Source organism: Halalkalibacter sp. HAAS-P014 (assembly GCF_056619965.1).
In genome coordinates, this window is the sequence record NZ_JBWQTV010000001.1 from 59,654 (window position 1) to 85,147 (window position 25,494).

A 25,494-nucleotide genomic window follows, 5' to 3' on the forward strand; every position below is an offset into this window, starting at 1 on the left:
GGGAGGTGAAGAATTTGGAAGTAACAGTAAATAAAACGTTAGATGCAAAAGGTCTAGCGTGTCAATGCCAATTGTTAAAACAAAAAAAGGAAATCAATACGCTTGAACCCGGTCAAGTCATGGAAATACAAGCGACTGATAAAGGTTCAACCACTGATATAAAAGCATGGGCAGATAGTACAGGTAATCAATACCTTGGAACGATTGAAGAGGGAGATACGTTAAAACATTATCTTCGAAAAGCAAGCTCAGAAGAAGAAAAAACAGAAACCAAACATCCTCATGTTGTGACGCTTGATGAACTTTCTAAAAAATAGAAAGTGATGAAAAAATCACCATTTTAGATGTTAGAGAATCTGCAGAATACGCTTTTGGGCATATTCTGGGAGCTGTTCATATTCCGTTAGGAGAACTTGAAGAGCGCTTTGAAGAGTTAGATAAAAATGGTGAAGTCCATGTTGTGTGTCGCACTGGTAGAAGAAGTGATTTCGCAGCACAAAAGCTTACTGAAAAAGGATTCAATCATGTGAGAAATGTGGTACCTGGTATGAAAGAATGGACGGGCCCCAACAAATAAACTTCATTAAACAGGGAGAGAGAGAGTATCATTGAAAATGGCAATTATCGCTGCAAATGGTGGAATATTTGATGCTTACAAAGTTTTTAATATCGCAACAGCAGCCGCTGCAACTGATGCTGAGGTTGAAATATTTTTCACTTTTGAAGGATTAAACTTAATTCATAAAGAGGCAAATAAAAACCTTCCAATGCCTACAGGAAAAGAACATCTCCAAGAAGGCTTTAAGAAGAACAATGTCCCTCCAGTTGATGAACTTGTTTCAATGGCAACAGAAATGGGTGTAAAAATGATTGCTTGTCAAATGACAATGGATGTCATGAGTTTAGAGAAGGAACATTTTATTGAGGGAATTGATGTTGGTGGTGCCGTGACATTTTTGACGTATGCAAAAGATGCTGACGTGACCCTGACATTTTAATAAAGAACTATAGGAGGGGAAACCATGACGACAACAACTGCGATGAAAGGAATCAATGTTAAAAAGTTAACAAAAAAGATTCTTAATGGCGATCAAATATTTATTTTAGACGTAAGAAACACAGGTGATTTTGACGATTGGAAAATTGAAGGGGAAAACGTCCATATTATTAACAAGCCTTACTTTGATTTAATTGACAGTCTTGATCCGATTATGGATCAACTGCCTAAAGATCAGCCGATCTATGTTATTTGTGCGAAGGGAGGTTCGTCTGAATTTGTCGCTGAACAAATTGCAGAAGCTGGGTATGATCATGTTTATTCTATTGAAGGCGGAATGAAAGCTTGGAGTGAATATTTAGAGCCCATTAAAATAGGTGATTTAACAGGTGGCGGTACTATTCATCAATTTGTTCGAATTGGTAAGGGGTGTTTATCCTATTTAGTTGAATCAAATGGAGAAGCAGCTATCATTGATGCAGCACGTATGATTGAACCTTATGAACAATTTATTAGCGAACATAACTTGAAGCTAACTCACCTACTAGATACGCACCTTCATGCTGATCATATTTCCGGCGGACGAACTTTAGCTGAAAAGGTAGGTGCTGAGTATCACTTACCACCAAAGGATGCTGAAGAAGTAACGTATTCATATACGAAGCTCGAAGATGGAAATGAGATCAAGGTTGGGAAAGTGTTAATCAAAGCTATTTATTCGCCTGGACATACGATAGGGAGTACGTCCTTTATTGTTGATGATCAATATCTTTTAACTGGAGATATTTTATTTATTGATTCAATTGGGCGCCCTGATTTAGCGGGAAAAGCTGAAGATTGGGTGGCAGATCTTAGACAAACCCTTTATGACCGGTACAAACAATTAGCAGATAATCTGATTGTCCTACCTGCCCACTACATGGGAATTAATGAAATGAACAAAGATGGGAGCGTATCAGAAGAATTAGGTAAGTTGTATAAAGAAAATCATGGGTTGAACATCAATGATGAAAATGAATTTAGAAAAACCGTTTCAGAAAATTTACCACCACAACCAAACGCTTACCAGGAAATTCGAGAGACGAATATGGGCAAGGTCAATCCTGATCTTGAGGAACAACGGGAGATGGAGATTGGGCCAAATCGCTGTGCAGTACGTTAAGGAGGAATGACAAGATGGAAGTGACTAAAGTTTTAGATGCAAAAGGTCTTGCGTGTTCAATGCCGATTGTGAAGACGAAAAAGGCAATGGATGAGTTACAGTCTGGAGAAGTGTTGGAAATACAGGCTACCGATAAGGGAGCTAAAAACGACCTTGTTGCTTGGGTAAATTCGGGTGGTCATGAATTGTTAAGTGATAAAGAAGAAGACGGAGTGTTCACTTTTTATATTAAAAAGTCTTAACCTTCGTCCTACTATGAGGATTACTCTTCATAGTAGGATTTTAAACAAAGTAAGGACATTGTTAAATGCCTCTAGTTGTCTTTAACAGGTATCTCCTCTTAGGTCTAATCTATACATAAAATTTAAATTATTGACAAATTAGCTCAATAAACCTAAAATAGGTGTAGGGGTATAGGTATATAATAAATAAAAAGAGAGGAAGGAACCTTATGTTTAAAAAGTTAATTCCAGCATTGGAATGGATGCCAAATTATAAACGGTCGGATTTAAGCGGAGATATGTCAGCGGGGTTAATCGTTGCGATTATGCTTATTCCACAAGGGATGGCATATGCAATGTTAGCTGGATTACCACCGGTTATTGGGTTGTACGCTTCTACTATTCCACTTCTTATCTATGCATTATTTGGAACGTCGAGACAATTAGCGGTTGGTCCCGTTGCGATGGTGTCATTATTAGTACTAGCAGGGGTATCTACGATTGCAGAACCTGGAACAGATGAATATATCTCGTTGGTGTTACTTTTAATGCTTATGATAGGTATGATTCAGTTTCTAATGGGAGTGCTTAGGCTTGGTTTCTTAGTAAACTTCTTATCTCATGCTGTAATTAGTGGTTTTACTTCAGCAGCCGCAATCATTATTGGATTAAGTCAGTTGAAGCATTTACTTGGAGTGAAACTAGAAGCAGATAAAGATGTATTTAAGATTTTATTCGAGTCAATAAGCAGGGTTTCTGAAATAAATCCAATAACATTAACCATTGGATTGGTTAGTATTCTCATATTGATTGGATTAAGAAAGTTTGTACCTAAAATTCCAGGTCCGCTTGTGGTCGTCGTCCTAAGTATTAGTGCAATCTACGTGTTACAGCTGCAACAAGCAGGAGTGAAAATTGTTGGTGAAGTACCAAAAGGTCTGCCGTCATTATCGCTACCTGTATTTACACTAGATGCTGTTATGGCACTTCTTCCTATCGCACTTGCCATATCTTTCATCGGTTTTATGGAATCGATTGCGATGGCAAAGGCAATAGCGGCTAAAGAAAAATATAAAGTAGTTCCCAATAAGGAGCTAGTAGGGTTAGGGCTTGCTAATATTGGTGGTTCTTTCTTTGCAGGATATCCTGTAACAGGAGGATTTTCCCGTTCAGCTGTGAACTATCAATCTGGGGCAAAGACACCACTTGCGACAATAATTACGGCTATTCTTATTATCCTAACCTTATTATTTTTCACTGGTTTCTTTTACTATCTTCCTAATGCAGTGTTAGCTGCGATCATTATGGTTGCTGTATACAGTCTAATCGATGTGAAAGAAGCAAAACATTTGTTTAAAATCAAAAGTGTGGACGGTTGGACGTGGGTAATTACTTTTATTGCTACGCTAACGATTGGGATTGAGCAAGGGATATTAATTGGAGTAGTATTTTCCTTACTTGTTTTTATCGTTCGGAGTGCGTATCCTCATGTCGCAGAGTTAGGGTATTTACAAGAAGAAAATGTGTTCCGTAATATTAAACGCTACCCAGAAGCAAAAGTAGACCCAGAAGTTATGATTTTCCGTGTAGATGCTTCATTATACTTTGCGAATATGACCTTTTTAGAAGATAAACTATGTGAACGTGTAGGAGAAAATCCTGAGACGAAGTGGATTATTTTAGATTTTTCAGGTGTGAACTCCATAGACGCTGTAGCGATACATTCATTAGAAGAAATAATGGAGTCATGTAGAAAAGGGGATATTGCATTTCTTTTTGCGGGAATTAAAGGTCCTGTGATGGATTTACTGAAGAAAGCGAATTGGGATGAAAAATATGGGGAAAATTTAAGGCATTTATCGGTTGAGCACGCGCTTAATGCAATTAACAAATAGAAGGAGAGGAGCAAAGATGGAGGGACTTGAATTAAGAAAGAAAAATGAGGAATTTATACAAAGGATTAAAGAACAAGACCCAACATTCTTTGATGAGTTAAAAAAAGGTCAAACACCAGAATTCTTTGTCTTATCTTGCAGTGACTCGCGTGTTAGTCCTTCTGTCATTACGCAAATGCCTTTAGGACACATGTTTGTCCATCGAAATATTGCTAATCAAGTGGTAACGGAAGATGAAAGTTTTTCGGCTAGTCTATATTATGCGTTGAAACACTTAAAGGTAAAAAAGATTGTCATTAAAGGTCATACCGACTGCGGAGGCGTAAAAGCCGCTTGGTTAGAGAACGATGAGCAGGAGCTACAGGGTTGGATTTCGAGAGTTCGCGCTAGTCTACCTGATAAAAGTACGACGTTAGAAACAGTATCATTGGATGAATTAACGAAGCTAAATGTTTTAAAACAAGTCGAAAGATTAATGGAGCACCCTATTTATAAGGAATACGGGACTGATATAGAAGTTTTAGGATGTTTATTTCATGTCGAGTCAGGGGAATTGGAAAGGGTGTTTCCGCATGAGAATTAATTGGTTCTTAAAGTTGTTCTCTAAATAAGGTATCTATTTTTTTAAAAGTTAACATTGCAAAAAGTAATACGTTGTTTTTACTGGTACCAATAACTCATAAAGGAGAGAAAAATATGTTTGATTATACTGTCGATACAGTAAGTGGAATGGAAGAAACAATTGAGAAGTTAAAAACAAATTTGATGGAAGAGCAATTTGGAGTCTTGTGGGAATTTGATATCCAAGCAAAGTTACAAGAAAAAGGATTGGAATTTAACGATCCATATAAAGTGTTAGAAGTATGTAACCCCCACGAAGCGAAACGAGTATTAGATAGAAACAAAATGGTTGGATACTTCCTGCCTTGTAAGATAGTAGTATATAACGATAATGGAAAAACGAAAATTGGAATGCCAAAACCTACTTCATTAATACAGTATGTAAATGATGAAGATTTAAATGGAATAGCTGCAGATATCGAGAAAAGACTGATTTCTGCTATCGATAAAAGCATTTGATGCATATAAAGTCTCTTGTGAAAAGTCTAACTTAGTAGCAAGAGGCTTGTTTTACAAGTTAGGAGGTCTATTCAAATGAATCAATCCGATGAATCTAAATATATTCAACAACACTTAGCAAATGAAAGAACGTATTTAGCTTGGATTAGAACAGCCATTGCTATTATTGGAGTAGGATTCTTAGCAACAACCCTACACTTTAATACGCTAATGAATGAGTTTTTAGACAATACAATTGCGATGTTTATTAGTTTATTTTCTCTTTTGTTGGGGCTATCAACAATTTTCTTTGCTACATTTGTTTATTACCGAAATCGAAAGGCTATAAATAGCCAAACGTTTCATTCTTCCTATAAAATTATCTTCTATATGACATTCATCATTACGGCTATATTGGTATTATTTGGTATATATTATTTTTTTGTTAACACCCCTTGACTTTATACCCTGAGGGGTATAATATATGAAATATAAAGAGCGAAGGGGGTTAAGGTAATGAAGAAATATAGTTCCTATATTCTGCCACTTGTATTCATTATCGGTTTTCTTGGCTATAAGTTAATTCCAACAATAGGGGTAGAACAAGTTAGTACAGAACAACTTGCTAACATGATGACGTATGCATCTGATGACGTTTTCTATGTTGATGTACGAGAACCTCATGAATTTCAAGAGTCCCATATAGAAGGAATGACTAATGTTCCTCTTAGTGAGTTAGAAAGCAATTATCATCTAATTCCTGCTGATCAAACCATTGTGATTATATGTAGAAGCGGGAATAGAAGCCTACAAGCCTTAAATAAACTTAAAGAATTTGGGTATCAAAATTTAGTTAATGTAAAAGGTGGAATGCTTGCTTGGGAAGGGGAAGTAACAAATTAGTTACTTCTTAGGTTAACAATATGACCATCTTCATAATTGTGCTATTATTAATAGGATCAAATATTTTATATAAAAGATTTGTGCCAGTGCTTTGTTTAGCGCGTATGGATATAGAAAACTTCAGTGATGAAAAAACGATTTTACTCGATGTAAGAGGTTATCTTCAGGCTCATAAAAAGCCTATCAACGGTTCTTATAATATACCTTTGCCATATATAAAAAGGAATTTCCGTGAACTTGAAGGGAAACTTGTTTGTATTATTGGTTCAGATATGTTAGATGTAACGATAAGCGCTCGTTTTTTAAAAAGTAAAGGTGTTAAAGTAGCTGGATATCATATAGAGGATAAAAAATATAGTAAGCAAATGAATTGCAGAGATAGGAGGGAAATTCATGGAATACACTGATCAAATGAAAAATAGAGTGAAACGCATAGAGGGGCAAGTGAAAGCTATTTTAAGAATGATGGAAGAAGGAAAGGATTGTAAGGATCTCGTTGTTCAACTTTCTGCAGCAAGAAATGCGCTAGACCGGACAATTGGTGTTGTTGTTAGTAGCAATTTGGAGCACTGTGTCAGAGAACAGATCGAAAAAGGGGAAGATACTGAAAAATTCATCCAAGAAGCTGTTAATTTATTAGTAAAAAGCAGGTAAAAAGATAAATATTAAAGGGTTGACAGGGGGAATGAAAGTAAGTTAATATACCCCTATAGGTACACCCTTAGTGAAGTAAAGAAAATTGTTGTTAGCTAAGAAAAAGGTTGACTATATTTTTTTAATCAGATATGATACCTATATGGGTATATGTATTGATGATAATTAGGAGGAAACAATATGAAATCAGATAAAGTTCTCGACGCAAAAGGGTTAGCTTGTCCAATGCCGATCGTGCGTACTAAAAAGGCAATCAACGAATTAGAAGCTGGGAAAATTTTAGAAATACATGCGACTGATAAAGGGGCCAAGAATGATTTAGCAGCTTGGGCAAAGTCAGGTGGTCATGAATTACTTACAGATGTAGAGGAAGATGGAGTTTTAAAGTTTTGGATTAAAAAAGGCTAGGTTAAATTTTTTTAATCGGGCAGATACCTATGAGGGTATGAGAAATATAAATGACAAAGGGGAGAGCAACATGACAGACAAAAAGAAAACAACGATTATTTTATTTAGTGGTGATTATGATAAAGCAATGGCAGCTTTTATTATCGCAAACGGTGCTGCAGCTTATGATCATGAAGTAACAATCTTCTCAACATTTTGGGGATTAAACGCATTTAGAAAAGATGAACAAGTACCAGTCAAAAAAGGGTTCTTGGAAAAAATGTTTGCGAAAATGATGCCACGAGGCGCTGATAACATGGGACTTTCAAACATGAACTTCGCTGGAATGGGTCCAAAAATGATTAAACATGTCATGAAGAAGCATAATGCAATGCCTTTACCGGATCTAATTGAAATGGCAAAAGAACAAGGAGTCAAACTTGTGGCATGTACGATGACGATGGACCTTTTAGGACTGCAGCAAGATGAATTAATTGATGGGTTAGAATACGCGGGAGTAGCTGCATATCTAGCTGATGCTGAAGAAGGAAATGTGAACTTATTTATTTAACCCAAGGGGGTACTTGAATTGGATTTAGTTATTAATATCCTATTTGGTCTTATCGTAGCATTCTTCTTAATCAATAAGTTCATGCCTGTTAAAGGTGTAAAACAAATTTCAGCGAGTGAGCTAAAAAAAGAGTTAAAGAGAAAAGATGTTCAATTTATTGATGTAAGAACATCTGGTGAGTTTTCTAGAAATAAAATTAACACATTTAAAAATATGCCTCTTCATGAGCTTTCTCAGAAGGCAAGCCAGTTATCAAAAGAGAAAGAGGTTGTTGTTATTTGCCAGAGTGGAATGCGCAGCAATAAGGCAACAAAAGTATTAAGAAAAATGGGTTTTCAAAAAATAACAAACGTAAAAGGTGGTATGAGCGCTTGGAACTAACGTTAGGAGGAGATCAGTTATGAGAGAAATCACACCAAAAGAAGTAGAACGTCTCGTTAACCCTAATATTATTGATGTTCGTGAAACGGATGAGGTAGCAGCAGGGCGTATAGCTGGGGTTGTAAACATCCCGCTTGGATTACTAGAGTTTCGTCTTCAAGAATTAGATAAAACGAAAGAATATATTATCGTTTGTCGCTCTGGTGCTAGAAGTGGAAGAGCCACCGAATTTCTATCAAGTCGCGGGTTTCATGCTACTAATATGGTTGGAGGTATGATGAACTGGGAAGGGAACGTTCAGTAAATTTTTTTGAAGGTAATTATACCAATGTAGGTATTCATTCTAAGGAGGAATAGTAAATGAAAACTATTAAATTTGATCAACTAGTAGATGCAAAAGGATTAGCATGTCCAATGCCAATCGTTCGTACAAAAAAAGCGATGAATGACCTCGAACCAGGAAAAGTATTAGAAATTCAAGCAACAGATAAAGGGTCAACTGCTGATATTAAAGCGTGGGCACAGAGCACTGGACATCAATATTTAGGAACCGTTGAAGAGGGTGATGTTTTAAAACATTATCTTCGTAAGGCGACGGGGGAAGAAAAAGAAGAGAAGAAACACCCACATGTTGTAAACAACGAGGAACTTCAAGCGAAATTAGTTAACAATGAAGATATTCTAGTGTTAGATGTTCGTGAATCAGCTGAATATGCCTTCAATCATATTCCAGGGGCAAAATCTATTCCGCTTGGTGAGCTTGAGAATCGTTTAAATGAACTAAGCGAGGATGAAGATATTTATGTTGTGTGTCGTACTGGAAGCCGTAGTGATTTAGCCGCCCAAAAGTTAACAGAAGCTGGATTTAAAACAGTCATTAATGTCGTGCCAGGCATGAGTGAATGGGGTCATCCAACAGATAGTCTTAATAAATAGGAGGGGTCAATCATGAATCAGATTACTGTTTATACATCTAATCACTGTCGTTATTGTGTGATGTTAAAAAACTTTTTATCAGATCAAAACATTTCCTTTCAAGAAGTGAATGTAGAAACAAATCCTGCCATTATGCAGCAACTTGTAGAAAAAACAGGTCAATTAGGGGTTCCACAAACGGAAGTAAACGGCCAGTGGGTTGTTGGTTATGATCCCAATAGCGTTATGTCAGCATTGAGAAAATAATAGGAGGTTGAAAAAATGAATAGAAAATTAGCAATTATCACAAGCAATGGTGGATTATTTGATGCGTACAAAGTATTCAATGTAGCAACAGCTGCAGCTGCAACAGACCAAGAGGTAGCGATATTCTTTACCTTTGAAGGTCTAAATCTAATTCATAAAGAAGCATACGGTCAATTACCAATGCCAGAGGGGAAAGAGCATTACCAAAAGGGTTTTGAAAAAGCCAATGTTCCAGCGATCCCTGAACTCGTGGCAATGGCCCAAGAAATGGGGGTTAAACTAATTGGCTGTCAAATGACAATGGATGTTATGGAGCTAGAAAAAGATGCATTTGTTGATGGAATTGAAGTGGGTGGAGCCGTTACGTTCTTAGAATTCGCCAAGGATGCGGATGTAACGTTAACCTTTTAATTAAATTTTTTTAAAGAAAAATATACTACTGGGGGTATAAATGATGACAGTAAAAGCAATGAACTCAAAAGAAATAGCAAGAAAAGTAATCGAAAAGAAAGAGCTATTTATTCTAGATGTTCGTAATGAAGGGGATTTCGCTGATTGGAAAATTGAAGGAGAGAACTTTGATTACTTTAATATTCCTTATTTTGAGCTATTAGATGGTGTAGAAGAAATCATGGATAAAATTCCAGCAGATAAAGAAGTCTTAGTCGTTTGTGCGAAAGAAGGTTCTTCGATGATGGTAGCAGAGATGTTGTCTGATGAAGGACTAGATGTTTCTTATCTTAAAGGTGGAATGAAGACTTGGAGTGAATATTTAGAGCCAGTTAAAGTAGGGGACCTAAAAGACGGTGGTAAGCTATATCAATTTGTCCGTCTAGGTAAAGGCTGTCTATCTTATATGGTTGTTTCAAATGGGGAAGCAGCCATTATCGATGCAACACGTATGGCAGATGTGTATGTGAACTTTGCTAAAGAAATCAATGCAAAAATCACACACGTATTTGATACTCATCTACATGCTGATCACATTTCTGGAGGCAGAAAAATTGCCGAAGCAACTGGTGCAACGTACTGGTTACCTCCAAAGGATGCAGGTGAAGTTGTGTTTGAATATGCGGCACTTGAAGGTGGGAATGACGTAGTGATTGGAAACTCAACAATCAACATTCATGCTCTTTACTCACCTGGTCACACAATCGGATCGACTTCATTTGTTATCGATGAAAAATACCTATTATCCGGAGACATTCTCTTCATTGATTCAATTGGAAGACCTGACCTAGCAGGACTTGCTGAAGATTGGGTAGGAGATTTACGTGAGTCGCTTTATAAGCGTTATAGAGAACTATCAGAAGAGTTGATTGTTTTACCGGCTCACTTTATGATCATCGAAGAGTTAAATGAAGATGGAAGTGTTGCAGAAAAACTAGGCACACTATTTGCTCAAAATCATGGTTTAAATATTGAAGATGAAAATGAGTTTAGATCAATGGTGACAGAAAACTTACCGCCACAACCAAACGCGTATCAAGAAATTCGTGAAACAAATATGGGAAAAATCACTCCAGATGAAGAAAAACAACGTGAAATGGAAATTGGACCAAACCGTTGTGCGGTTAGATAACAACGATAAAAAAATAGAAGTTAATAACTGGAGGTTTTATAGATGAATTCAGATAAAGTCTTAGATGCAAAAGGATTAGCATGTCCAATGCCAATCGTTCGTACAAAGAAAGCAATGACTGAACTTGAGTCAGGTCAAGTCTTAGAAATTCATGCGACTGATAAAGGAGCAAAAAATGACCTAGCAGCATGGGCGAAGTCTGGCGGTCATGAGTTACTATCAGATATGGAAGAAGATGGTGTATTAAAGTTCTGGATTAAAAAAAGCTAAAGAAAAGGGAACCGGTTTGGTTCCCTCTTTTCTTTTAAAAGGAAGTAGTTCAGGAATGTTAGGGATTGGTGGAGGGATCAATTATTAAATATTCCATGCTCTTTTTATCCCACGATTATTTGTTAAATCATGTGATTAAACTATAACTTTTTAATGGAGGGTATATAAGATGGTTAAAATAACACCCACAGTAGTCGAAAAGATTTTAATTGAAGTTCAAGATACAATCAAACAAGGAGTCGAACCCTTTATCCGCTTAACGATGGGGATTGGTTGAGGAGGACCACAACTTCGTCTGGTTCTGGAAGAGTCAGCTTTAGAAAACGATGTAATCATTGCACAGGATGGTATTCAATTTATAATTTCTGAGAAAGATAAGGTTTATTTCAATAATGTCAAAATAGATTATACGAAAAATGTATTGGGTACAGGCCAATTTGTCGTGATTAGATAATCGTTTTATTCACCCTATATTTCTGTTCTGACTATAGGGTTTTACTATTTATAAAATACATTTTAGGAGAATAGAAAATGAACTCATGGAACAGACGATTTCAAAATGAGAGCTACGTATATGGAACAGAACCAAACGTGTTTTTAGCGGAAATGCAGAGAAAACTTCCATTATCAGGTGACGCTCTTGCTATTGCAGAAGGTGAAGGGCGTAATGCTGTATTCTTAGCTGAACAAGGAATGAACGTGTCAGCTTGGGATTATGCTGAATCAGGCTTATCAAAAACGAATAAATTGGCAGATGAAAAAGGTGTAAAAGTTAATACGCAACTGGTTGATCTAAATGAAGCTGTTTGGCAACAAAACAAATGGGACGAGATCGTCTGTATTTTTGGGCACTTTCCAGAAGTGTTACGCAAGAAAACACTACAAGGTGTCAAAGAGTCAGTTAAACCAGGTGGTTATTTTATTACGGAAGTCTATTCGTATTATCAAATACCATATAATAGTGGTGGCCCTCAAAAATTAGAACTTCTGTACAAACCCGAAGAATTTCTAAATGTCTTTTCTGATTGGCGTATTGTTCACTTTTTTATGGGAGAGGTCGTTCGACATGAAGGAGACTTACATAATGGCTTGTCTCATGTTATTCAATTTATCGGACAAAAAACAGAGTGAATTCAAAAGTCAATAATGATTTTTTCTTTAGTAGTTACACTAAAGAATAGATTAGGTGTAGATCCTATTCTATTCTTTTTGATGCAAAAAATACTAAAAAGCTATTTGGGTGAAAGCAAAAATCAATTAGACTTTGAAGAAAAAGTATTTGATGATTATGCAATTGTAATACCCGCTGGTAAAATGGCACAATTTATCCAATACGGGAAATCAACGACTAAAGCTGTACTCTATTTATGCTCCACTTCAGCATCCATATAGAACCATTCATGAAACCAAAGCTATTGCCATGGCTGCTGAAGAAGAACACGGCCACTGATATACAATACTAAAGAAAATAAGGGCTTGAAAAAACGACCGGATGTTCGATTCGGTTGTTTTTCAAGCTTTTTTAAAATTCAATTGTATAGTGTCTAGTTTCGGATTGTCCTAAAAAAGTTTAAAAAGCTGGATGCTATTCTTTTTCGTAATGACCTTCGCTTTTAACTTTTTATCTTTACCTTCTTAATTTTTAGTGCTTGAAATGAAATAAAAATAAAGGAATTGTGATTTAAATCACATTCATGAAGAAAAAAACGGTGTATTATACTACGTAGGGTATATACCTTATAGGGTAATATTGATAACTAGGAGGAATGAATCATGAGTAAAAAAATTGTTATTGTTGGTGGAGTTGCGGGTGGTGCAACAGCAGCTGCTCGTTTAAGAAGAATAGATGAAACATCAAATATTGTATTATTTGAAAAAGGAGAATATATTTCATTTGCTAACTGTGGTTTACCTTATTACATTGGTGAGACGATCAAAGATCGCCAAAAACTATTAGTTCAGACAGTAGAAGGAATGTCAAAAAAATTCAACTTAGACATCCGTAACCTAAGTGAGGTTATTGGTATTAATCGTAAAGCAAAAACGGTCGAAGTCAAAGATCATAAAACTGGGAAAACGTATGATGAATCTTATGATGATTTGGTGCTTTCACCAGGGGCACGTCCAATCGTTCCACCAATTCCGGGATTGAATGAAGCAAAGGCTATTTTTACTTTGAGAAACATACCAGATACAGACAAAATTAAGTCTTATGTGGATAACGAAAAACCAAAGCGTGCTGTTGTCGTTGGTGGTGGATTTATCGGTTTAGAAATGGCAGAGAATCTTCATGAACGTGGGATAGATGTCACGGTTATTGAAATGGCTAACCAAGTGATGGCCCCACTAGATTATGAAATGGCATCCATCATTCATACGCATCTTGAAGAAAAGGGAGTCAACCTTGTTTTAAGCGATGGGGTCGAGTCTTTTGAAAGCGAAGGAAAGATTGTTGTTACAAATAACGGTAAACGAATTGAAACAGACCTCATAATTTTATCGATTGGCGTTCGTCCAGAAAATGAACTTGCGGTTAACGCTGGCCTTCATGTTGGAGAACGTGGAGGAATTCAAGTAAATGACTATTTACAAACAAACGATCCCAACATTTTTGCGATTGGTGATGTGATCGAAGTAAAGGATTATATTAACGGGAAGCCGACAATGGTTCCACTTGCTTGGCCCGCAAACCGACAAGGTAGACTTGTGGCGGATAATATTTATGGAAAGAAAGCAAAGTATAACGGAACACTTGGGACATCCATTGCCAAAGTTCTCGATTACACGGTGGCAACGACTGGAAATAATGAAAAAACATTAAAACGCTTAGGTATTCCTTATGAAGTTGTTCATCTTCATCCTGGCTCCCATGCTGGTTACTACCCAGGTGCAGCGCCGATTGCATTAAAACTAGTGTTTAATAAAGAAACAGGAAAAATTTATGGAGCGCAAGCAGTTGGTAAGGATGGCGTCGACAAACGGATTGATGTCATCGCAACAGCCATAAAAGGTGGACTAACCGTAGTAGACCTTGCTGATTTAGAGCTAGCTTATGCTCCTCCATATTCTTCAGCAAAGGATCCTGTCAATATGCTAGGGTATGCAGCAACCAACATTGTGGAAGGTGTGATTGATACCGTTCAGTGGTACGAGATCGATGAAATCGTGTCAAATGGAGCTACGTTAGTCGATGTACGTACACCTATCGAGTTAGAAATGGGCTTTATCGAAGGGGCCATTAATATTCCAGTTGATGACATCAGGGAGCGATTAACAGAACTTCCGAAAGATGAAACGATTTATGTTAATTGCCAAGTAGGGCTACGAGGGTATTTAGCTACACGTATCCTACAGGAAAATGGGTTTAAAGTGAAAAATTTAGATGGTGGCTGGAAAACCTACTCTTCAGTACATGGCAATAAAAAGAAGGACTGTGACGTGAAAACGGACGACTCCGGTGTGGCACGAGTTGATTGTAATGAGTTTAGAGCAGATGTAAAAATAGATGCTAGTGGCCTTCAGTGCCCAGGACCTATTATGAGTGTAGCGAAAGCAGTGAAAGAAATGGGGAAAGGACAAATTTTAGAAGTAACAGCGACTGATTCACAATTTGTTAGGGATCTACCTTCATGGTGTGAGCACAATGGCCATACTTTACTAGAGGAAAAGAAAAATGGGAAACTGATCAAAGCTTATGTTCAAAAAAATTAATATGAAGAATGAAAGAATAATGTAAAAATTATTCCTTCATGTGAATTGCTCTTGATTTACGTTTTTACCTTACAGAACCATCTAATTTATTAGTAGCCATTACTCGGGAGCCAACAGGCATTTATAGCTTTAAAGAAGAGTTAACCTCATGTTAAGATATTGCACACTTCCAACATAATACGAGCTGCATGTTGGAAGTTACGTACTCCTCCCATAATAAAAACCTCCCAAACGGTACTAGTTATGAAATACGTTTAGGAGGTATTAAATGCGCTATGTATCACTAATTTATGAATTATATGCCTACGGTTTAACAGAAACGGTTGCCAACGTATTAGCCTTATAAGCCTATTAATACTGAGGGACTTACCGTATAAAATTAACGTAATAAAAGACGTTAAAAGTACCGGGAACACTTGTCATATAGCGATTTTTGGCGGGACTGTGTAGGAATCGAACCTACCGGAGACGGCACGCGCCTCCCAAGCGGTTTTGAAGACCGTGGCGAACACCAGTGTCACAGCCAGCCCCATATATAGAATCAATAAACTTTAAAACTCTTTTCAATACGACAAATTATAGCGCATCGAAAAGAGTTTGACAAGCTAATTAAACAGTAGAATTAAAATTTCATTTACCAAAATGGCTTGTAACATATTGTTACAAGCAGCAGCTTAATATCTGGTGAAAGTAGGATTACAAACTTGAAGAGGGCTGCGCAAGATACGCAGCCCTCTTTGGCTATACTAATTGATTTTTACGAAGAGCGTTGAACTGTAGACGTAGAGTAATTTTGAACCATCTTCTGCAATTCTTTATGTGATTCTCTTAATTCTAACGTAGCATCCATAATCTTTTGAAATCCTTCTAGATCCTTTTCGGATGCATTTAATACTGATCTTGTCATGCCCTCTGCGATTTGCTGTAGGCTTAAATCACGGTTCACGAACAACGACCACCTTTCTTTTTCAGTGTTAGACGGATTTCTTGTCCTCTTTACTAATTTTAGACGAGCTGTTATTTTCCTGCACAAAGCTCTCAACATTTATCAGCACGTTACGTGAAAAGAAAACAAAAAATGAGTTGATGCAAGTATGAATGAAACGAAACGAGTAGTTGTGACTCGAATCAAGTAGCCTGGAGATCTGAACGAGATTTAGAAAGATTTTAAAAAATTTAATAAAGTGATATGAACAAAACAACAATTGTTTTTATAATAAGAAGGTATATAGAATGAGCTAGTTCAATTTTATGTACCTTCTTATTTTTGTAATTTTCGTAGGAATGCTTACGGTCTTGTCATGGAAAGAAGCAGTAAGGGACAACTCTAGGATTAAAAGTTGAAAGTGATTTTATAGCTCGTAACAAATTAAAAAGTAACGTATAATATTATGATGTAAATTAAAGTGGAAAGTGAGTGTTCGTAATGGGGCGTAAATGGAATAATATTAAAGAGAAAAAAGCGTCAAAGGATGCCAATACAAGTCGTATTTATGCAAAGTTTGGACGTGAAATTTATGTGGCAGCTAAGCAAGGAGAACCAGACCCGGAATCTAATCGCGCTTTAAAGGTTGTACTTGAGCGTGCGAAGACGTACAGTGTTCCAAAAGCAATTATTGACCGAGCAATTGAGAAAGCAAAAGGTGGTTCGGAAGAAAATTATGATGAGCTTCGTTATGAAGGGTTTGGTCCTAATGGATCAATGATTATTGTTGATGCCTTAACAAATAACGTCAATCGTACGGCTGCAGAAGTTCGTTCGGCATTTAAAAAGAACGGTGGGAATATGGGGGTAAGTGGATCTGTAACATTTATGTTTGATGCAACTGCCGTTATTGGAATTGAGGGAAAAACAGCTGATGAAACTCTCGAATTATTAATGGAAGCAGATATAGATGTTCGAGATATTATTGAAGAAGATGAATCTGTAATCATATATGCAGAACCAGATCAATTCCATGAAGTGCAAGCAGCATTTGCAAATGTTGGAATTACTGATTTTACTGTAGCAGAATTAACGATGTTAGCACAAAATGATGTAACATTACAAGAAGAAGAGCAGGCGCAGTTTGAAAAATTAATCGATGCATTAGAAGATTTAGAGGACGTACAACAAGTTTACCACAATGTTGATTTTGGAGAATAGAGCGTAAATGGCGAGGGCAATCAAGTTGTCCTCGCTTCTATTTGTATGGTCAGTTTGTCCAATGAATTAGGAAGTATGTATGAGTGTACAACCAACGAAGAAGGCTTCGTTGGTTGGGCATGTTATTTGTAATTGTTGTTCTCGCTTGTTGTGTTATTATTTAATACATTATTTTGGAATTGTTTTAAACGTTTCATGGTTACACGCCAATCACGTTGCTCTTGTTTTTTCTTTTGTTTAAGCATGACTTTCAGAGCTTTTTCTCTTGAATTGTTTTGAAACATTCGCAACACTCCTTGATATCCAATGTTTGTAGTAAGAGAACTACGGATAATACGTATGATAAACGATGCCCGGCCTATGAATTTTTTGTAGTAGTTCTTTAACAATATTTTTCAAAATTGAGATGAACCTCCCGATTTATTTTTCTTTTGTACTTTCTAAAAGTAAACTTATGTGCAGGGGGAATCGTCAAAATGGATGAACAATGTTTTTATTGTCATGATAATGTGGCAGATACAGTTAGTCACGGGTTATTTATTTATCAAAATGTGCATGTGGACAAGCCACTTTGCGATGATTGCTACAAAGAATGGCTTGAAGGGATAAAGGAATAGTGTAGTTGATGTTATATAAAGTTTTTAGAAGGAAACGTAAAGTGGGCCTTACCAATTGCGTTTCCTTTTCTTTTGTTTCCTTTCATTGGATATAGTATGATAAAAAAATGGCAAAAGAAATTGGTTATGTAGAAAGGGATTATCGTATTATGAATCATTATACGGTTGGAATGGCTGGTCATATTGACCACGGAAAAACGACGTTAACAAAAGCATTAACAAATATTGACACTGATCGTCTTAAAGAAGAGAAGGAGCGAAGTATTTCAATTGAACTAGGTTATGCGCCGTTGAAATTAAGTGATAATATGGAAGTTTCTCTTATTGATGTACCGGGGCATGAACGTTTTATTCGTCAAATGATCGCAGGAGTGGCAGGTATTGACTTGGTGATGCTTGTTGTTGCCTGTGATGAAGGTGTTATGCCACAGACACGTGAGCATATTGATATCCTAAGGTTATTAGGGATAAAAGATGGAATCATCGTTGTAACGAAAATCAACCGTGTTGATGATGAGATGAGGGAAATTGTTGAACTAGATATTAGAGAAGCGATTGAAGGTACATTCCTTGAAGATAGTGAACTATTTTTTGTTGATAGTATAGATCTTACTGGGATCAATGAACTTAAAGAGGGGATTGCAAACGCTTTGTCTGGCAATGTTAGTCGTGATGCGAGTGGTGCCTTTCGTCTTCCAGTTGATCAAGTGTTCACGGTACATGGGCAAGGAACTATTGTTAGAGGTACGGTATACGAAGGAAATGTAAACGAAGGTGATATATTAGAATTATTGCCTCAGCATATTCCGGTGCGTGCTAGACAAATTCAAGTGCACCGTGAGCCTCGCAAACGGGGGCGAGCAGGGCAGCGGGTAGCGATAAATGTTGGAGGCGTTTCGAAAGAGGAGTTACGCCGTGGTGATGTTCTCGTTGCTACCGGCCACTATGAAACAAGCCAAACAATTGATGTTCGCCTCTCGACGGTCGAAGAGCTGCAATTTCGTATTAAACAACGTGGGGCAATTAAATTACATATTGGTACAGCTGAAGTTTTCGGGAAAATAGTTTTCTTTGACAGGAATGAGTTACAAGAAGGTGATGCCGAAGTAGTCTGCCAACTTCGTCTGGATGAGCCGGTTGTAACGAGAAGAGGAGATCGCTTTATTTTAAGGCGTCCGACACCGACGGAAACAATTGGTGGTGGGGTTGTCATTGATCCACATGGTGCGAAGTATCGCTTTGGTGAGGATACTGTGCGCATGTTAGAACAAAAAATGGATGCTACTCCTCTTGAGAGGCTGCAGCAACTTCTGCTAGAGAAAAAATCATTATCTGTTAGAGAAGCAAGTAAGGAATTAAATATATCAGTAGAAGAGATAGCAGAACTAGTAAACAAAAGTGAACAGCTGTTACAAATGTCATCAGAGGAACTAACAAGTAAGAAAGTCCTTCATTCACTAAAGGAGTCGATTCAAGCAGAGTTGGACCGTTATCATCAGGGAAATCCGTTACGGGAAGGGCTAAAGAAAGCAGAATTGAGCCAAAGTTATCGACAATCCTATTCAAAACGTTTACTAGATTGGGTATTTGAAAAAGGTGAACAAGATGAATGGTTTGCAATGAGAGGTCAATATGTTGCTCTTGTTCAACATATTCCTCATCCCCCTGAACAATGGAAGAAACGAGTGGAGCATGTCTTGAGTGGGATCAAGAAAGAAGGCCTTCAAGTATCTTCAATTTATAATCATTTAACTGGTCAACAATTACCAGAGTCGTTACATGAAGAGCTCATCCACTATTTTCATTCGCAGGAGCTATTATACCAATTAGATCAAAAGCTTTCGATACATTCTGAACCTTTTAAGTTTGCTGTTAATAAGTTAAGGACGGAAACAGGGGAGTCTTTCACTTTGAGTGAGGCAAAAGAAGTAACAGGTTTATCAAGGAAGTATTTAGTTCCGTTTCTAGAAAAACTGGATAAGCTGGGGCTAACGATTAGACACGACACTAAGCGAAAATGGAGAGTGGAAGAAGTTGAAAATTGGCTCGGTTAGAAATCCCACTATTGTTTTTTTTACACCGTATTACAAACAAAATCGAGGTAACTCCACAACTGCTAAACGTATTGTTAAAGGGTTGAAGAAGGTTGGTTTAACTGTAAAAGTGTTTGCGTATGAAGAGGATCAGTGGGACGCCGAATGGGATGAAGTCTTTGAAGAAGCAGATTTGTACCATGTGATTCATCTGAAGCGATTTGCCAGTTGGTTAAAAAGGTACCCTCATCTACAATTAAAAAAACCTTACATTTTAACTTCCGGTGGAACAGATGTTAATGAGGATTTAAAAAACAGGGATGCTGTTCAGTTGATGAATTCTGTTGCTGATAATTCTTGTGCCATTACGGTTTTTAGCAGAGATGGGAAAAATAAAATTTGTAATGTGTATCCAGAATTGACTGAGCGTATTTTTGTTGTTCCACAAAGTGTAATGTTACCATTAGGACAACATAAGCAGCTGCCATTAGGAAAATGGTGTGCAGGCTCCCCTACATTCTTACTTCCAGCTGGATTGCGTCCGGTAAAAGATGTTTTTTATTTATGGGACGAATTATTAAATTTGCGAAGAGATTGGCCTAATTTAACGTTTACTATTATCGGACCGAACCTTGACGAAGGTGTTTATCAAGAAGTTCTTAAGCGTGAATGTGAAGCTGAATGGTTTCATTATATTCGTGAAGTCCCGCTTGAAAGCATGGCAAGTGTATATTCGAAAGCTGATATTGTCTTAAACACATCGATCTCAGAAGGTCAATCATCAGCAATCCTTGAAGCCATGAGTATCGGAGTGCTTGTAGTAGCTAGGGAAAATTCAGGTAATGCTAGTGTGGTAACTGATGGGAAGACGGGTATATTATACAACTCGCCAGAACAGTTTCGTGACAAGGTGAACAAATTATTAAGTGATAATATGTTACAGAAGAGGCTCCGTTTAGAAGCAACAGATTATATAAAAGAGCAGCATTCGGTAGACAAAGAGATAGAAGAATACCTAGAAGTGTATGCACATTGTTTGAAATAGTAATTTATAATGCGTTTATTTAGAAAGGTGGAATAATCATGAAAAAATGGTTTTTAGCAATAGGACTAGCATTTGCGTTAACAGCTTGTGGGGCAGTAGACGAACCTGACGAAGTTGTCCAATCACCCACTACTGATGAAGGACCAGACGTGCCTGCGACTGAACAAGCTGATGGACTTTTTGAAGTCGCTGTGATCCCTGCACAAACGACAGGAGAAACACAGGTTGGTCTAGATAAATTGCAAGCATACTTAACAGAGCAACTCGATCGTGAGGTAGTTGTCGAACAATATCCGAATTATAATGCAGTAGTTGAAGCGATTAATTATAACCATATTGATCTGGCTTTTCTAGGACCATTAACATATTTAATTGCTCATGAACAAAGTGGGGCCCAGGCGATTATTACGCAAGAAGTTGATGGCAGTCCTTTTTATTACTCATACATCATAACTCATTCTGATCGTGATGAGTGGGATGACCTTAATGATTTGTTAGAAGATCGAGCTGAGGTAGATTTTGCATTCGGAAGTATTTCATCTACATCATCACATTTAATACCTGGTCTTCATTTGCGTAATCTAGGCTACTACGAAAGTGAGGATAACCATGAATTTAATCAAGTTCAATTTGCAGGATCTCATGATATTGTAAAGAATTTAGTGCAGGACCAAACTGTGGATGCAGGAGCAATTGACAGTGCGATTTTAGAATCTTTAATGAAGGAAGACGATGAAAAAGGAGGAACTTTACGCGAAGACATTAAAGTCCTTTGGCAATCAGAAGAACTTTATCAATATCCGTGGGTAGTACCTGGTGAAATGAGTGCTGAACAAATTGAAGAAATTCAAGAGGCATTTTATGAAATTGATGACAAAGATATTTTAGAAACTTTCGGTGGTGCAACTCGTTTTGTTGAAGCTGATGATACCCAATATGCAGATGTATTAGAAGCAGCTCGTGAATTCGATATGCTGACACTAGAATAGAGGTACCTTTCTATGGTTTGGTTTCATAGGCGTTATATCATTTATATTCTACTGATCATTGTTGCTTTATGGTGGAGTATGAATGTTACTGGTTTTGAATGGAGAAAGCTCTTGCAAATAGGGAATATTGTAGATATGGTGACCACTCGCTTTTTTCCAATTGAGTGGTCCCTTTTTCCAAGAATGGCTTACCATAGCCTTGTAACACTTGCAATTGCTTTTTTAGGGACATTTCTAGCATTACTTGTTGCTTTGCCCCTTAGTTTTTTAGCCGCGAAAAATACAAGTGGCTCAGTTGCCATGTATAGTTCCGTTAGAGGTGGCTTGAGTGCGTTACGTTCAATCCCGGAAATTGTATTCGGCTTAATTTTTGTTTCGTCATTTGGACTTGGTCCATTTGCTGCGGTACTAGCTATAATTTTGCACAATATCGGAGTGTTAGGAAAGCTAATATCAGAATTGATTGAAGCTGCCGATACAGGTCCTCAAGAAGCGATGCGTTCTGTAGGAGCCACGAAATGGGTCGGACACTTCTTCTCCATCTTGCCCCAAATCTGGCCGAATGTATTGTCACAGTATTTCTACCGATTTGAAGTGGCTATCAGGACATCACTTATCCTTGGGTTTATTGGTGGAGGAGGAATCGGACAACAGCTGTTTAACCATTTCCAAAGTTTTTACTATACAGCAGTAGCGCTTGATATCATTCTCATCATGATAATGGTCATTATTGTAGATTTCATCGGAGGTCGAATCCGCGCAAGAGTTATATAAGAGTCATTCCAAAAAGGTGGTTTTCCTTTTTGGAATGACTCTAAGCAATGAGCGAAACCGCTGCAATTAGTTAAGGCTGGTCTGAGTGATTTTTTCAGAGAAGCCGCGCAGCGAGAGGAGCCATTGTAACACAAAAAGGCGATTTTCCTTTTTGGAATGACTCGAAACAATGAGCGCAGTTTAGTTTAACGGGCTTGGTAGGAGGAGTAGCATGCTTACAATTACGGATTTAGTAGTGCGTTATCCAAAGGCAGATGAAGAAGCCTTATCTAATATAAATTTGAAGTTGAAAAAGGGAGAATTTATTTGTGTATTAGGAAAAAGTGGTGCAGGAAAGTCGACTTTTATACGGGCAATCAATCGTTTGCAGCCCCCCACTTCTGGACAGATTACTTTGGAGGGAATTGAGTTAACAACGCTCTCTGAAGCAAAAATGAGACAAGTAAGATCAGATATGGTGATGATTTTTCAACATTATAATTTAATTCCCCGAATGACCGTATACCAAAATACACTAACAGGATCGTTTGGAAAAAGGCCGGCTTATAAGAATTTAATGGGTATCTTTTCGGAACAAGAAAAAAAGCGTGGGTTTGATGCCCTTGCTGAAGTTGGCCTTGAAAAATATGCACACAAGCGTGTTGAAGCTTTGAGTGGTGGACAAAAGCAACGGGTAGGAATAGCGAGAGCGCTCTTGCAGGATCCAAAGTTGTTGCTTGGAGATGAACCTGTCGCAAGTTTGGATCCAACCACATCAAAGAGAATTTTCGAATTGTTAAAGAGGATACATGAAGAACGTGAATTACTCTCTGTTATAAATGTGCATGATGTTCAATTAGCGAAAGAGTTTGCAACAAGAATTATTGCGTTTCGTGAAGGGAAGTTGGTATTTGACGGAGAACCGGAAGAGGTTGATGATCATGTTTTTGCGAAAATCTATCAATAAGAGCTATATTTTTCAGGATTCTCCTTTTTCGGGATGAAAAATAGGTCCTTTATCATAGTGGTGTTGTGATAAAATATCGTTTGATTCTATATAATTGGATTAGGTTACAACAAAAGATGGTAGAGGAGAAGAGAGATGCGACAAAATCAAAATCAATTACGGACAAAAGTAAATCAGGTCTTCCGATCAAAGAAACTCTCGGACTATGTATTTACGATTGCTGGGGTTGTAGTGGGGATTGTTCTTATATATACGATTGTTCAATATGAAATGATGTTTCGGTTGTTTGTTGTTTTATTTTTGATAGGATTTGCTTACCAGGTTAATAAAAAAATTAGTGCTATAAAAGGAATAAAACAGCCGACGAGTGATCCGCCACAAGTCGTTGAACAGGTTGAGGAACAGCAAACGCAGGTTTTTGAAAAAGCACTAATTGAAAAAGAAGAAGCTCTTGAGAAAATTGATCTAGACCGCACGCATTTATTAGAAGAGCTATTTACAAAAGCTGATTTAGATGAGTTAGAGAAACAATCGTATCGTGAGAAGATTAAAAAGAAGGAATCTGAACGTTCCAATACCATTCAAGAATTAGTGGATGTAAAAACGAAACTTCAGCAAGCTCTAGTTGGAACGAAGAAGTATTTCATAAAAGTAGATCCGATAAAGGAAATAGCGGCTTCAATTGAAACAGATAAAATTCAACAATCGTCAATTCAAGCTTTAAACGAAGAGGTAAAAGCCATTGTAACCTCTTTGGAAGAACAGTCAATACAAGCGTTAGTAAAGAATAATTACATTGACGCCGACCACAATTTAACAAGGTCAGGGTATAAAGCATTAGTCAAAACTGTTGAAAAGGAATTACAAGCGCAAAGTTGATTATTCAAAAAAACGAGGTCCGTAGACCTCGTTTTTTTATTTCTTCACAACAAGTGGTTTTTCTTGTTTCTCAGTGACTTTGCCAATGATCGTAGCATGAGCACCTGCTGAATGCATCGCATCAACATATTGAGTAGCTTCTTCTTCAGGTAAACTAATTAACAAGCCTCCTGAAGTGATCGCATCACATAAAATGCTTCTTTCGACATTTGTCACGCCCTCAGCGTACTCAACACACCCTTCTAACCAACGTTCATTAGCTTTTGATCCTCCTGGAATAATCCCTTTTTCAGCGAGTTCCATTGTCCCATCTAACATAGGAATTTGATCTAACGAGAGTTCAAATGTTACGTCACTGCCTTTTGCCATTTCGTAACTGTGTCCAAGTAGTCCAAAGCCAGTTACGTCGGTAACAGCATTCGGATGTAACCCTTCTAACAGCTCGGCTGCTTGTTTGTTTAGAAGCGCCATTGTATTGGTTACTGCTTCTTCTTGTTCCATTGTGACTGCATCGCGTTTGATACCAGTCGTTAAAATACCAACACCAATTGGCTTTGTAAGCACTAGTGTATCATTTGGTTTTGCACCGACGTTCTTAAAAATTCGGTCTGGGTGTGCAAGTCCTGTTACAGATAATCCAAATTTTGGCTCCTGATCATCGATGGAATGTCCACCAACAATTATGGCGCCGGCTTCTTTCGTTTTATCAGCTGCGCCTCGTAAAATATCTGCCAAGATCTCTGGAGGTAATTTCTTGATTGGAAAGCCTACGATATTCATTACGGTTGTAGGTTTTCCACCCATAGCGTATACGTCACTGAGAGCATTAGCTGCTGCAATTTGTCCAAACATATAAGCATCATCGACAACAGGCGTAAAATAGTCAACGGTTTGGATCATTGCTAAATCATCCGTTAATTTGTATGCACCAGCATCATCTGATGTATCGAGTCCAACGAGTAAGTTGGGATCGTGTGTTTGTTTAGGTAAATGACGCAAAACTTGCGTCAGGTCTTCTGGACCAATTTTACATCCTCAACCAGCTTTTGTTGAGAAAGATGTTAGGCGAACAAGATCTTGTTTGTCCAAC

The 25,494-nt window shown here is 37.5% G+C and carries 32 protein-coding genes, 1 tRNA gene and 2 pseudogenes; 31 read left to right on the forward strand and 4 right to left on the reverse strand.

Annotation, left to right across the window (positions count from 1 at the left end; translation table 11 throughout):
* The first annotated feature begins 14 nt into the window (after positions 1 to 14).
* The 23 genes and pseudogenes from AC1FXZ_RS00320 to cdr all read left to right on the forward strand — a co-directional run bounded on the left by AC1FXZ_RS00320 (position 15) and on the right by cdr (position 14,975).
* Positions 15 to 577 (forward strand): annotated as a pseudogene (locus tag AC1FXZ_RS00320) (rhodanese-like domain-containing protein).
* Between the two features lie 31 nt (positions 578 to 608).
* Complete coding sequence (locus AC1FXZ_RS00325; RefSeq protein ID WP_480049867.1) at positions 609 to 998, forward strand: DsrE/DsrF/DrsH-like family protein; 390 nt, start codon at positions 609 to 611, stop codon at positions 996 to 998.
* Positions 999 to 1,022: 24 nt separating this feature from the next.
* The gene (locus AC1FXZ_RS00330) at positions 1,023 to 2,159 is read left to right on the forward strand and encodes an MBL fold metallo-hydrolase (RefSeq protein WP_480049869.1); all 1,137 of its coding nucleotides are present in this window, start codon (positions 1,023 to 1,025) and stop codon (positions 2,157 to 2,159) included.
* Between the two features lie 14 nt (positions 2,160 to 2,173).
* Positions 2,174 to 2,401, forward strand: coding sequence for a sulfurtransferase TusA family protein (locus tag AC1FXZ_RS00335; RefSeq protein WP_480049871.1), 228 nt, complete (start codon positions 2,174 to 2,176; stop codon positions 2,399 to 2,401).
* A gap of 209 nt (positions 2,402 to 2,610) precedes the next feature.
* Positions 2,611 to 4,275, forward strand: coding sequence for a SulP family inorganic anion transporter (locus AC1FXZ_RS00340; RefSeq protein ID WP_480049873.1), 1,665 nt, complete (start codon positions 2,611 to 2,613; stop codon positions 4,273 to 4,275).
* Positions 4,276 to 4,291: 16 nt separating this feature from the next.
* The gene (locus AC1FXZ_RS00345) at positions 4,292 to 4,858 is read left to right on the forward strand and encodes a carbonic anhydrase (RefSeq protein ID WP_480049875.1); all 567 of its coding nucleotides are present in this window, start codon (positions 4,292 to 4,294) and stop codon (positions 4,856 to 4,858) included.
* A gap of 113 nt (positions 4,859 to 4,971) precedes the next feature.
* Positions 4,972 to 5,355 (forward strand): DUF302 domain-containing protein, encoded by a 384-nt coding sequence (locus AC1FXZ_RS00350; protein WP_004427608.1) that lies wholly within the window; start codon positions 4,972 to 4,974, stop codon positions 5,353 to 5,355.
* Positions 5,356 to 5,430: 75 nt separating this feature from the next.
* A complete protein-coding gene (locus AC1FXZ_RS00355; protein ID WP_480049878.1) occupies positions 5,431 to 5,793 on the forward strand; it encodes a YidH family protein in 363 nt (120 codons plus the stop codon).
* A 57-nt stretch (positions 5,794 to 5,850) separates the two neighbouring features.
* Positions 5,851 to 6,237, forward strand: a complete 387-nt coding sequence (locus tag AC1FXZ_RS00360) for a rhodanese-like domain-containing protein (RefSeq protein ID WP_480049879.1) — start codon at positions 5,851 to 5,853, stop codon at positions 6,235 to 6,237.
* A 20-nt stretch (positions 6,238 to 6,257) separates the two neighbouring features.
* Positions 6,258 to 6,644, forward strand: a complete 387-nt coding sequence (locus tag AC1FXZ_RS00365; RefSeq protein ID WP_480049882.1) for a rhodanese-like domain-containing protein — start codon at positions 6,258 to 6,260, stop codon at positions 6,642 to 6,644.
* The gene (locus AC1FXZ_RS00370) at positions 6,631 to 6,891 is read left to right on the forward strand and encodes a metal-sensitive transcriptional regulator (protein ID WP_480049884.1); all 261 of its coding nucleotides are present in this window, start codon (positions 6,631 to 6,633) and stop codon (positions 6,889 to 6,891) included. Before AC1FXZ_RS00365 ends, AC1FXZ_RS00370 begins: the two co-directional genes overlap by 14 nt.
* A gap of 180 nt (positions 6,892 to 7,071) precedes the next feature.
* Positions 7,072 to 7,299: a sulfurtransferase TusA family protein gene (locus tag AC1FXZ_RS00375; protein WP_480049886.1), complete on the forward strand. Its 228-nt coding sequence runs from the start codon at positions 7,072 to 7,074 to the stop codon at positions 7,297 to 7,299.
* 70 nt (positions 7,300 to 7,369) lie between these two features.
* On the forward strand, positions 7,370 to 7,849 hold the full coding sequence (locus tag AC1FXZ_RS00380) for a DsrE/DsrF/DrsH-like family protein (RefSeq protein ID WP_480049888.1): 480 nt from the start codon (positions 7,370 to 7,372) through the stop codon (positions 7,847 to 7,849).
* Between the two features lie 18 nt (positions 7,850 to 7,867).
* A complete protein-coding gene (locus AC1FXZ_RS00385; RefSeq protein ID WP_480049890.1) occupies positions 7,868 to 8,230 on the forward strand; it encodes a rhodanese-like domain-containing protein in 363 nt (120 codons plus the stop codon).
* A gap of 19 nt (positions 8,231 to 8,249) precedes the next feature.
* On the forward strand, positions 8,250 to 8,534 hold the full coding sequence (locus tag AC1FXZ_RS00390; protein ID WP_480049891.1) for a rhodanese-like domain-containing protein: 285 nt from the start codon (positions 8,250 to 8,252) through the stop codon (positions 8,532 to 8,534).
* A gap of 56 nt (positions 8,535 to 8,590) precedes the next feature.
* Positions 8,591 to 9,166 carry a sulfurtransferase TusA family protein gene (locus AC1FXZ_RS00395; RefSeq protein WP_480049892.1) on the forward strand — a complete coding sequence of 192 codons (576 nt, stop codon included), beginning with the start codon at positions 8,591 to 8,593 and terminating at the stop codon, positions 9,164 to 9,166.
* A gap of 12 nt (positions 9,167 to 9,178) precedes the next feature.
* A complete protein-coding gene (locus tag AC1FXZ_RS00400) occupies positions 9,179 to 9,412 on the forward strand; it encodes a glutaredoxin family protein (protein ID WP_480049894.1) in 234 nt (77 codons plus the stop codon).
* Positions 9,413 to 9,427: 15 nt separating this feature from the next.
* The gene (locus AC1FXZ_RS00405) at positions 9,428 to 9,823 is read left to right on the forward strand and encodes a DsrE/DsrF/DrsH-like family protein (protein ID WP_480049896.1); all 396 of its coding nucleotides are present in this window, start codon (positions 9,428 to 9,430) and stop codon (positions 9,821 to 9,823) included.
* A 43-nt stretch (positions 9,824 to 9,866) separates the two neighbouring features.
* Positions 9,867 to 10,994 (forward strand): MBL fold metallo-hydrolase, encoded by a 1,128-nt coding sequence (locus tag AC1FXZ_RS00410; protein ID WP_480050031.1) that lies wholly within the window; start codon positions 9,867 to 9,869, stop codon positions 10,992 to 10,994.
* Between the two features lie 42 nt (positions 10,995 to 11,036).
* Positions 11,037 to 11,264, forward strand: a complete 228-nt coding sequence (locus AC1FXZ_RS00415; RefSeq protein ID WP_480049898.1) for a sulfurtransferase TusA family protein — start codon at positions 11,037 to 11,039, stop codon at positions 11,262 to 11,264.
* Positions 11,265 to 11,795: 531 nt separating this feature from the next.
* Complete coding sequence (locus AC1FXZ_RS00420; protein ID WP_480049900.1) at positions 11,796 to 12,395, forward strand: class I SAM-dependent methyltransferase; 600 nt, start codon at positions 11,796 to 11,798, stop codon at positions 12,393 to 12,395.
* Between the two features lie 117 nt (positions 12,396 to 12,512).
* A pseudogene (locus tag AC1FXZ_RS00425) lies at positions 12,513 to 12,714 on the forward strand (cupin domain-containing protein); the annotation flags it as partial.
* Positions 12,715 to 13,037: 323 nt separating this feature from the next.
* Positions 13,038 to 14,975, forward strand: coding sequence for a CoA-disulfide reductase (cdr, locus tag AC1FXZ_RS00430; protein ID WP_480049902.1), 1,938 nt, complete (start codon positions 13,038 to 13,040; stop codon positions 14,973 to 14,975).
* Between the two features lie 434 nt (positions 14,976 to 15,409).
* Here the strand turns inward: cdr and AC1FXZ_RS00435 are convergent.
* Positions 15,410 to 15,506: transfer RNA gene (locus tag AC1FXZ_RS00435), tRNA-Sec, on the reverse strand.
* Positions 15,507 to 15,732: 226 nt separating this feature from the next.
* On the reverse strand, positions 15,733 to 15,921 hold the full coding sequence (locus AC1FXZ_RS00440; RefSeq protein WP_480049904.1) for a hypothetical protein: 189 nt from the start codon (positions 15,919 to 15,921) through the stop codon (positions 15,733 to 15,735).
* Between the two features lie 480 nt (positions 15,922 to 16,401).
* Here AC1FXZ_RS00440 and AC1FXZ_RS00445 point away from each other — a divergent pair, with 480 nt between their 5' ends.
* The gene (locus tag AC1FXZ_RS00445; RefSeq protein WP_480049906.1) at positions 16,402 to 17,121 is read left to right on the forward strand and encodes a YebC/PmpR family DNA-binding transcriptional regulator; all 720 of its coding nucleotides are present in this window, start codon (positions 16,402 to 16,404) and stop codon (positions 17,119 to 17,121) included.
* Positions 17,122 to 17,243: 122 nt separating this feature from the next.
* Here AC1FXZ_RS00445 and AC1FXZ_RS00450 read toward each other — a convergent pair whose 3' ends face one another.
* Positions 17,244 to 17,405 (reverse strand): hypothetical protein, encoded by a 162-nt coding sequence (locus AC1FXZ_RS00450; RefSeq protein ID WP_480049908.1) that lies wholly within the window; start codon positions 17,403 to 17,405, stop codon positions 17,244 to 17,246.
* Between the two features lie 192 nt (positions 17,406 to 17,597).
* Here AC1FXZ_RS00450 and AC1FXZ_RS00455 point away from each other — a divergent pair, with 192 nt between their 5' ends.
* The 7 genes from AC1FXZ_RS00455 to AC1FXZ_RS00485 all read left to right on the forward strand — a co-directional run bounded on the left by AC1FXZ_RS00455 (position 17,598) and on the right by AC1FXZ_RS00485 (position 24,404).
* Positions 17,598 to 17,738 carry a hypothetical protein gene (locus AC1FXZ_RS00455; RefSeq protein ID WP_480049910.1) on the forward strand — a complete coding sequence of 47 codons (141 nt, stop codon included), beginning with the start codon at positions 17,598 to 17,600 and terminating at the stop codon, positions 17,736 to 17,738.
* A gap of 107 nt (positions 17,739 to 17,845) precedes the next feature.
* Positions 17,846 to 19,792 (forward strand): selenocysteine-specific translation elongation factor, encoded by a 1,947-nt coding sequence (selB, locus tag AC1FXZ_RS00460; RefSeq protein WP_480049912.1) that lies wholly within the window; start codon positions 17,846 to 17,848, stop codon positions 19,790 to 19,792.
* Positions 19,773 to 20,816 carry a glycosyltransferase gene (locus tag AC1FXZ_RS00465; RefSeq protein WP_480049914.1) on the forward strand — a complete coding sequence of 348 codons (1,044 nt, stop codon included), beginning with the start codon at positions 19,773 to 19,775 and terminating at the stop codon, positions 20,814 to 20,816. Before selB ends, AC1FXZ_RS00465 begins: the two co-directional genes overlap by 20 nt.
* A gap of 38 nt (positions 20,817 to 20,854) precedes the next feature.
* Positions 20,855 to 21,805, forward strand: a complete 951-nt coding sequence (gene phnD / locus AC1FXZ_RS00470; protein WP_480049916.1) for a phosphate/phosphite/phosphonate ABC transporter substrate-binding protein — start codon at positions 20,855 to 20,857, stop codon at positions 21,803 to 21,805.
* 12 nt (positions 21,806 to 21,817) lie between these two features.
* Positions 21,818 to 22,579, forward strand: coding sequence for a phosphonate ABC transporter, permease protein PhnE (phnE, locus tag AC1FXZ_RS00475; RefSeq protein ID WP_480049918.1), 762 nt, complete (start codon positions 21,818 to 21,820; stop codon positions 22,577 to 22,579).
* 211 nt (positions 22,580 to 22,790) lie between these two features.
* Positions 22,791 to 23,525: a phosphonate ABC transporter ATP-binding protein gene (gene phnC, locus AC1FXZ_RS00480; RefSeq protein ID WP_480049920.1), complete on the forward strand. Its 735-nt coding sequence runs from the start codon at positions 22,791 to 22,793 to the stop codon at positions 23,523 to 23,525.
* A 135-nt stretch (positions 23,526 to 23,660) separates the two neighbouring features.
* Complete coding sequence (locus AC1FXZ_RS00485) at positions 23,661 to 24,404, forward strand: hypothetical protein (RefSeq protein ID WP_480049922.1); 744 nt, start codon at positions 23,661 to 23,663, stop codon at positions 24,402 to 24,404.
* A 36-nt stretch (positions 24,405 to 24,440) separates the two neighbouring features.
* On the opposite strand, the gene selD is transcribed toward AC1FXZ_RS00485, so the two are convergent.
* On the reverse strand, positions 24,441 to 25,493 hold the full coding sequence (gene selD, locus AC1FXZ_RS00490; protein ID WP_480049924.1) for a selenide, water dikinase SelD: 1,053 nt from the start codon (positions 25,491 to 25,493) through the stop codon (positions 24,441 to 24,443).
* Position 25,494 lies beyond the last annotated feature (1 nt).

Coding starts and splice junctions, on each gene's coding strand:
- AC1FXZ_RS00330 (WP_480049869.1), top strand. CDS start 1,023: ATGACGACAACAACTGCGATGAAAGGAATCAATGTTAAAAAGTTAACA.
- AC1FXZ_RS00335 (WP_480049871.1), top strand. CDS start 2,174: ATGGAAGTGACTAAAGTTTTAGATGCAAAAGGTCTTGCGTGTTCAATG.
- AC1FXZ_RS00340 (WP_480049873.1), top strand. CDS start 2,611: ATGTTTAAAAAGTTAATTCCAGCATTGGAATGGATGCCAAATTATAAA.
- AC1FXZ_RS00345 (WP_480049875.1), top strand. CDS start 4,292: ATGGAGGGACTTGAATTAAGAAAGAAAAATGAGGAATTTATACAAAGG.
- AC1FXZ_RS00350 (WP_004427608.1), top strand. CDS start 4,972: ATGTTTGATTATACTGTCGATACAGTAAGTGGAATGGAAGAAACAATT.
- AC1FXZ_RS00355 (WP_480049878.1), top strand. CDS start 5,431: ATGAATCAATCCGATGAATCTAAATATATTCAACAACACTTAGCAAAT.
- AC1FXZ_RS00360 (WP_480049879.1), top strand. CDS start 5,851: ATGAAGAAATATAGTTCCTATATTCTGCCACTTGTATTCATTATCGGT.
- AC1FXZ_RS00365 (WP_480049882.1), top strand. CDS start 6,258: ATGACCATCTTCATAATTGTGCTATTATTAATAGGATCAAATATTTTA.
- AC1FXZ_RS00370 (WP_480049884.1), top strand. CDS start 6,631: ATGGAATACACTGATCAAATGAAAAATAGAGTGAAACGCATAGAGGGG.
- AC1FXZ_RS00375 (WP_480049886.1), top strand. CDS start 7,072: ATGAAATCAGATAAAGTTCTCGACGCAAAAGGGTTAGCTTGTCCAATG.
- AC1FXZ_RS00380 (WP_480049888.1), top strand. CDS start 7,370: ATGACAGACAAAAAGAAAACAACGATTATTTTATTTAGTGGTGATTAT.
- AC1FXZ_RS00390 (WP_480049891.1), top strand. CDS start 8,250: ATGAGAGAAATCACACCAAAAGAAGTAGAACGTCTCGTTAACCCTAAT.
- AC1FXZ_RS00395 (WP_480049892.1), top strand. CDS start 8,591: ATGAAAACTATTAAATTTGATCAACTAGTAGATGCAAAAGGATTAGCA.
- AC1FXZ_RS00400 (WP_480049894.1), top strand. CDS start 9,179: ATGAATCAGATTACTGTTTATACATCTAATCACTGTCGTTATTGTGTG.
- AC1FXZ_RS00405 (WP_480049896.1), top strand. CDS start 9,428: ATGAATAGAAAATTAGCAATTATCACAAGCAATGGTGGATTATTTGAT.
- AC1FXZ_RS00410 (WP_480050031.1), top strand. CDS start 9,867: ATGACAGTAAAAGCAATGAACTCAAAAGAAATAGCAAGAAAAGTAATC.
- AC1FXZ_RS00415 (WP_480049898.1), top strand. CDS start 11,037: ATGAATTCAGATAAAGTCTTAGATGCAAAAGGATTAGCATGTCCAATG.
- AC1FXZ_RS00420 (WP_480049900.1), top strand. CDS start 11,796: ATGAACTCATGGAACAGACGATTTCAAAATGAGAGCTACGTATATGGA.
- cdr (WP_480049902.1), top strand. CDS start 13,038: ATGAGTAAAAAAATTGTTATTGTTGGTGGAGTTGCGGGTGGTGCAACA.
- AC1FXZ_RS00445 (WP_480049906.1), top strand. CDS start 16,402: ATGGGGCGTAAATGGAATAATATTAAAGAGAAAAAAGCGTCAAAGGAT.
- AC1FXZ_RS00450 (WP_480049908.1), bottom strand. CDS start 17,405: ATGTTTCAAAACAATTCAAGAGAAAAAGCTCTGAAAGTCATGCTTAAA.
- AC1FXZ_RS00455 (WP_480049910.1), top strand. CDS start 17,598: ATGGATGAACAATGTTTTTATTGTCATGATAATGTGGCAGATACAGTT.
- selB (WP_480049912.1), top strand. CDS start 17,846: ATGGCAAAAGAAATTGGTTATGTAGAAAGGGATTATCGTATTATGAAT.
- phnD (WP_480049916.1), top strand. CDS start 20,855: ATGAAAAAATGGTTTTTAGCAATAGGACTAGCATTTGCGTTAACAGCT.
- phnE (WP_480049918.1), top strand. CDS start 21,818: ATGGTTTGGTTTCATAGGCGTTATATCATTTATATTCTACTGATCATT.
- phnC (WP_480049920.1), top strand. CDS start 22,791: ATGCTTACAATTACGGATTTAGTAGTGCGTTATCCAAAGGCAGATGAA.
- AC1FXZ_RS00485 (WP_480049922.1), top strand. CDS start 23,661: ATGCGACAAAATCAAAATCAATTACGGACAAAAGTAAATCAGGTCTTC.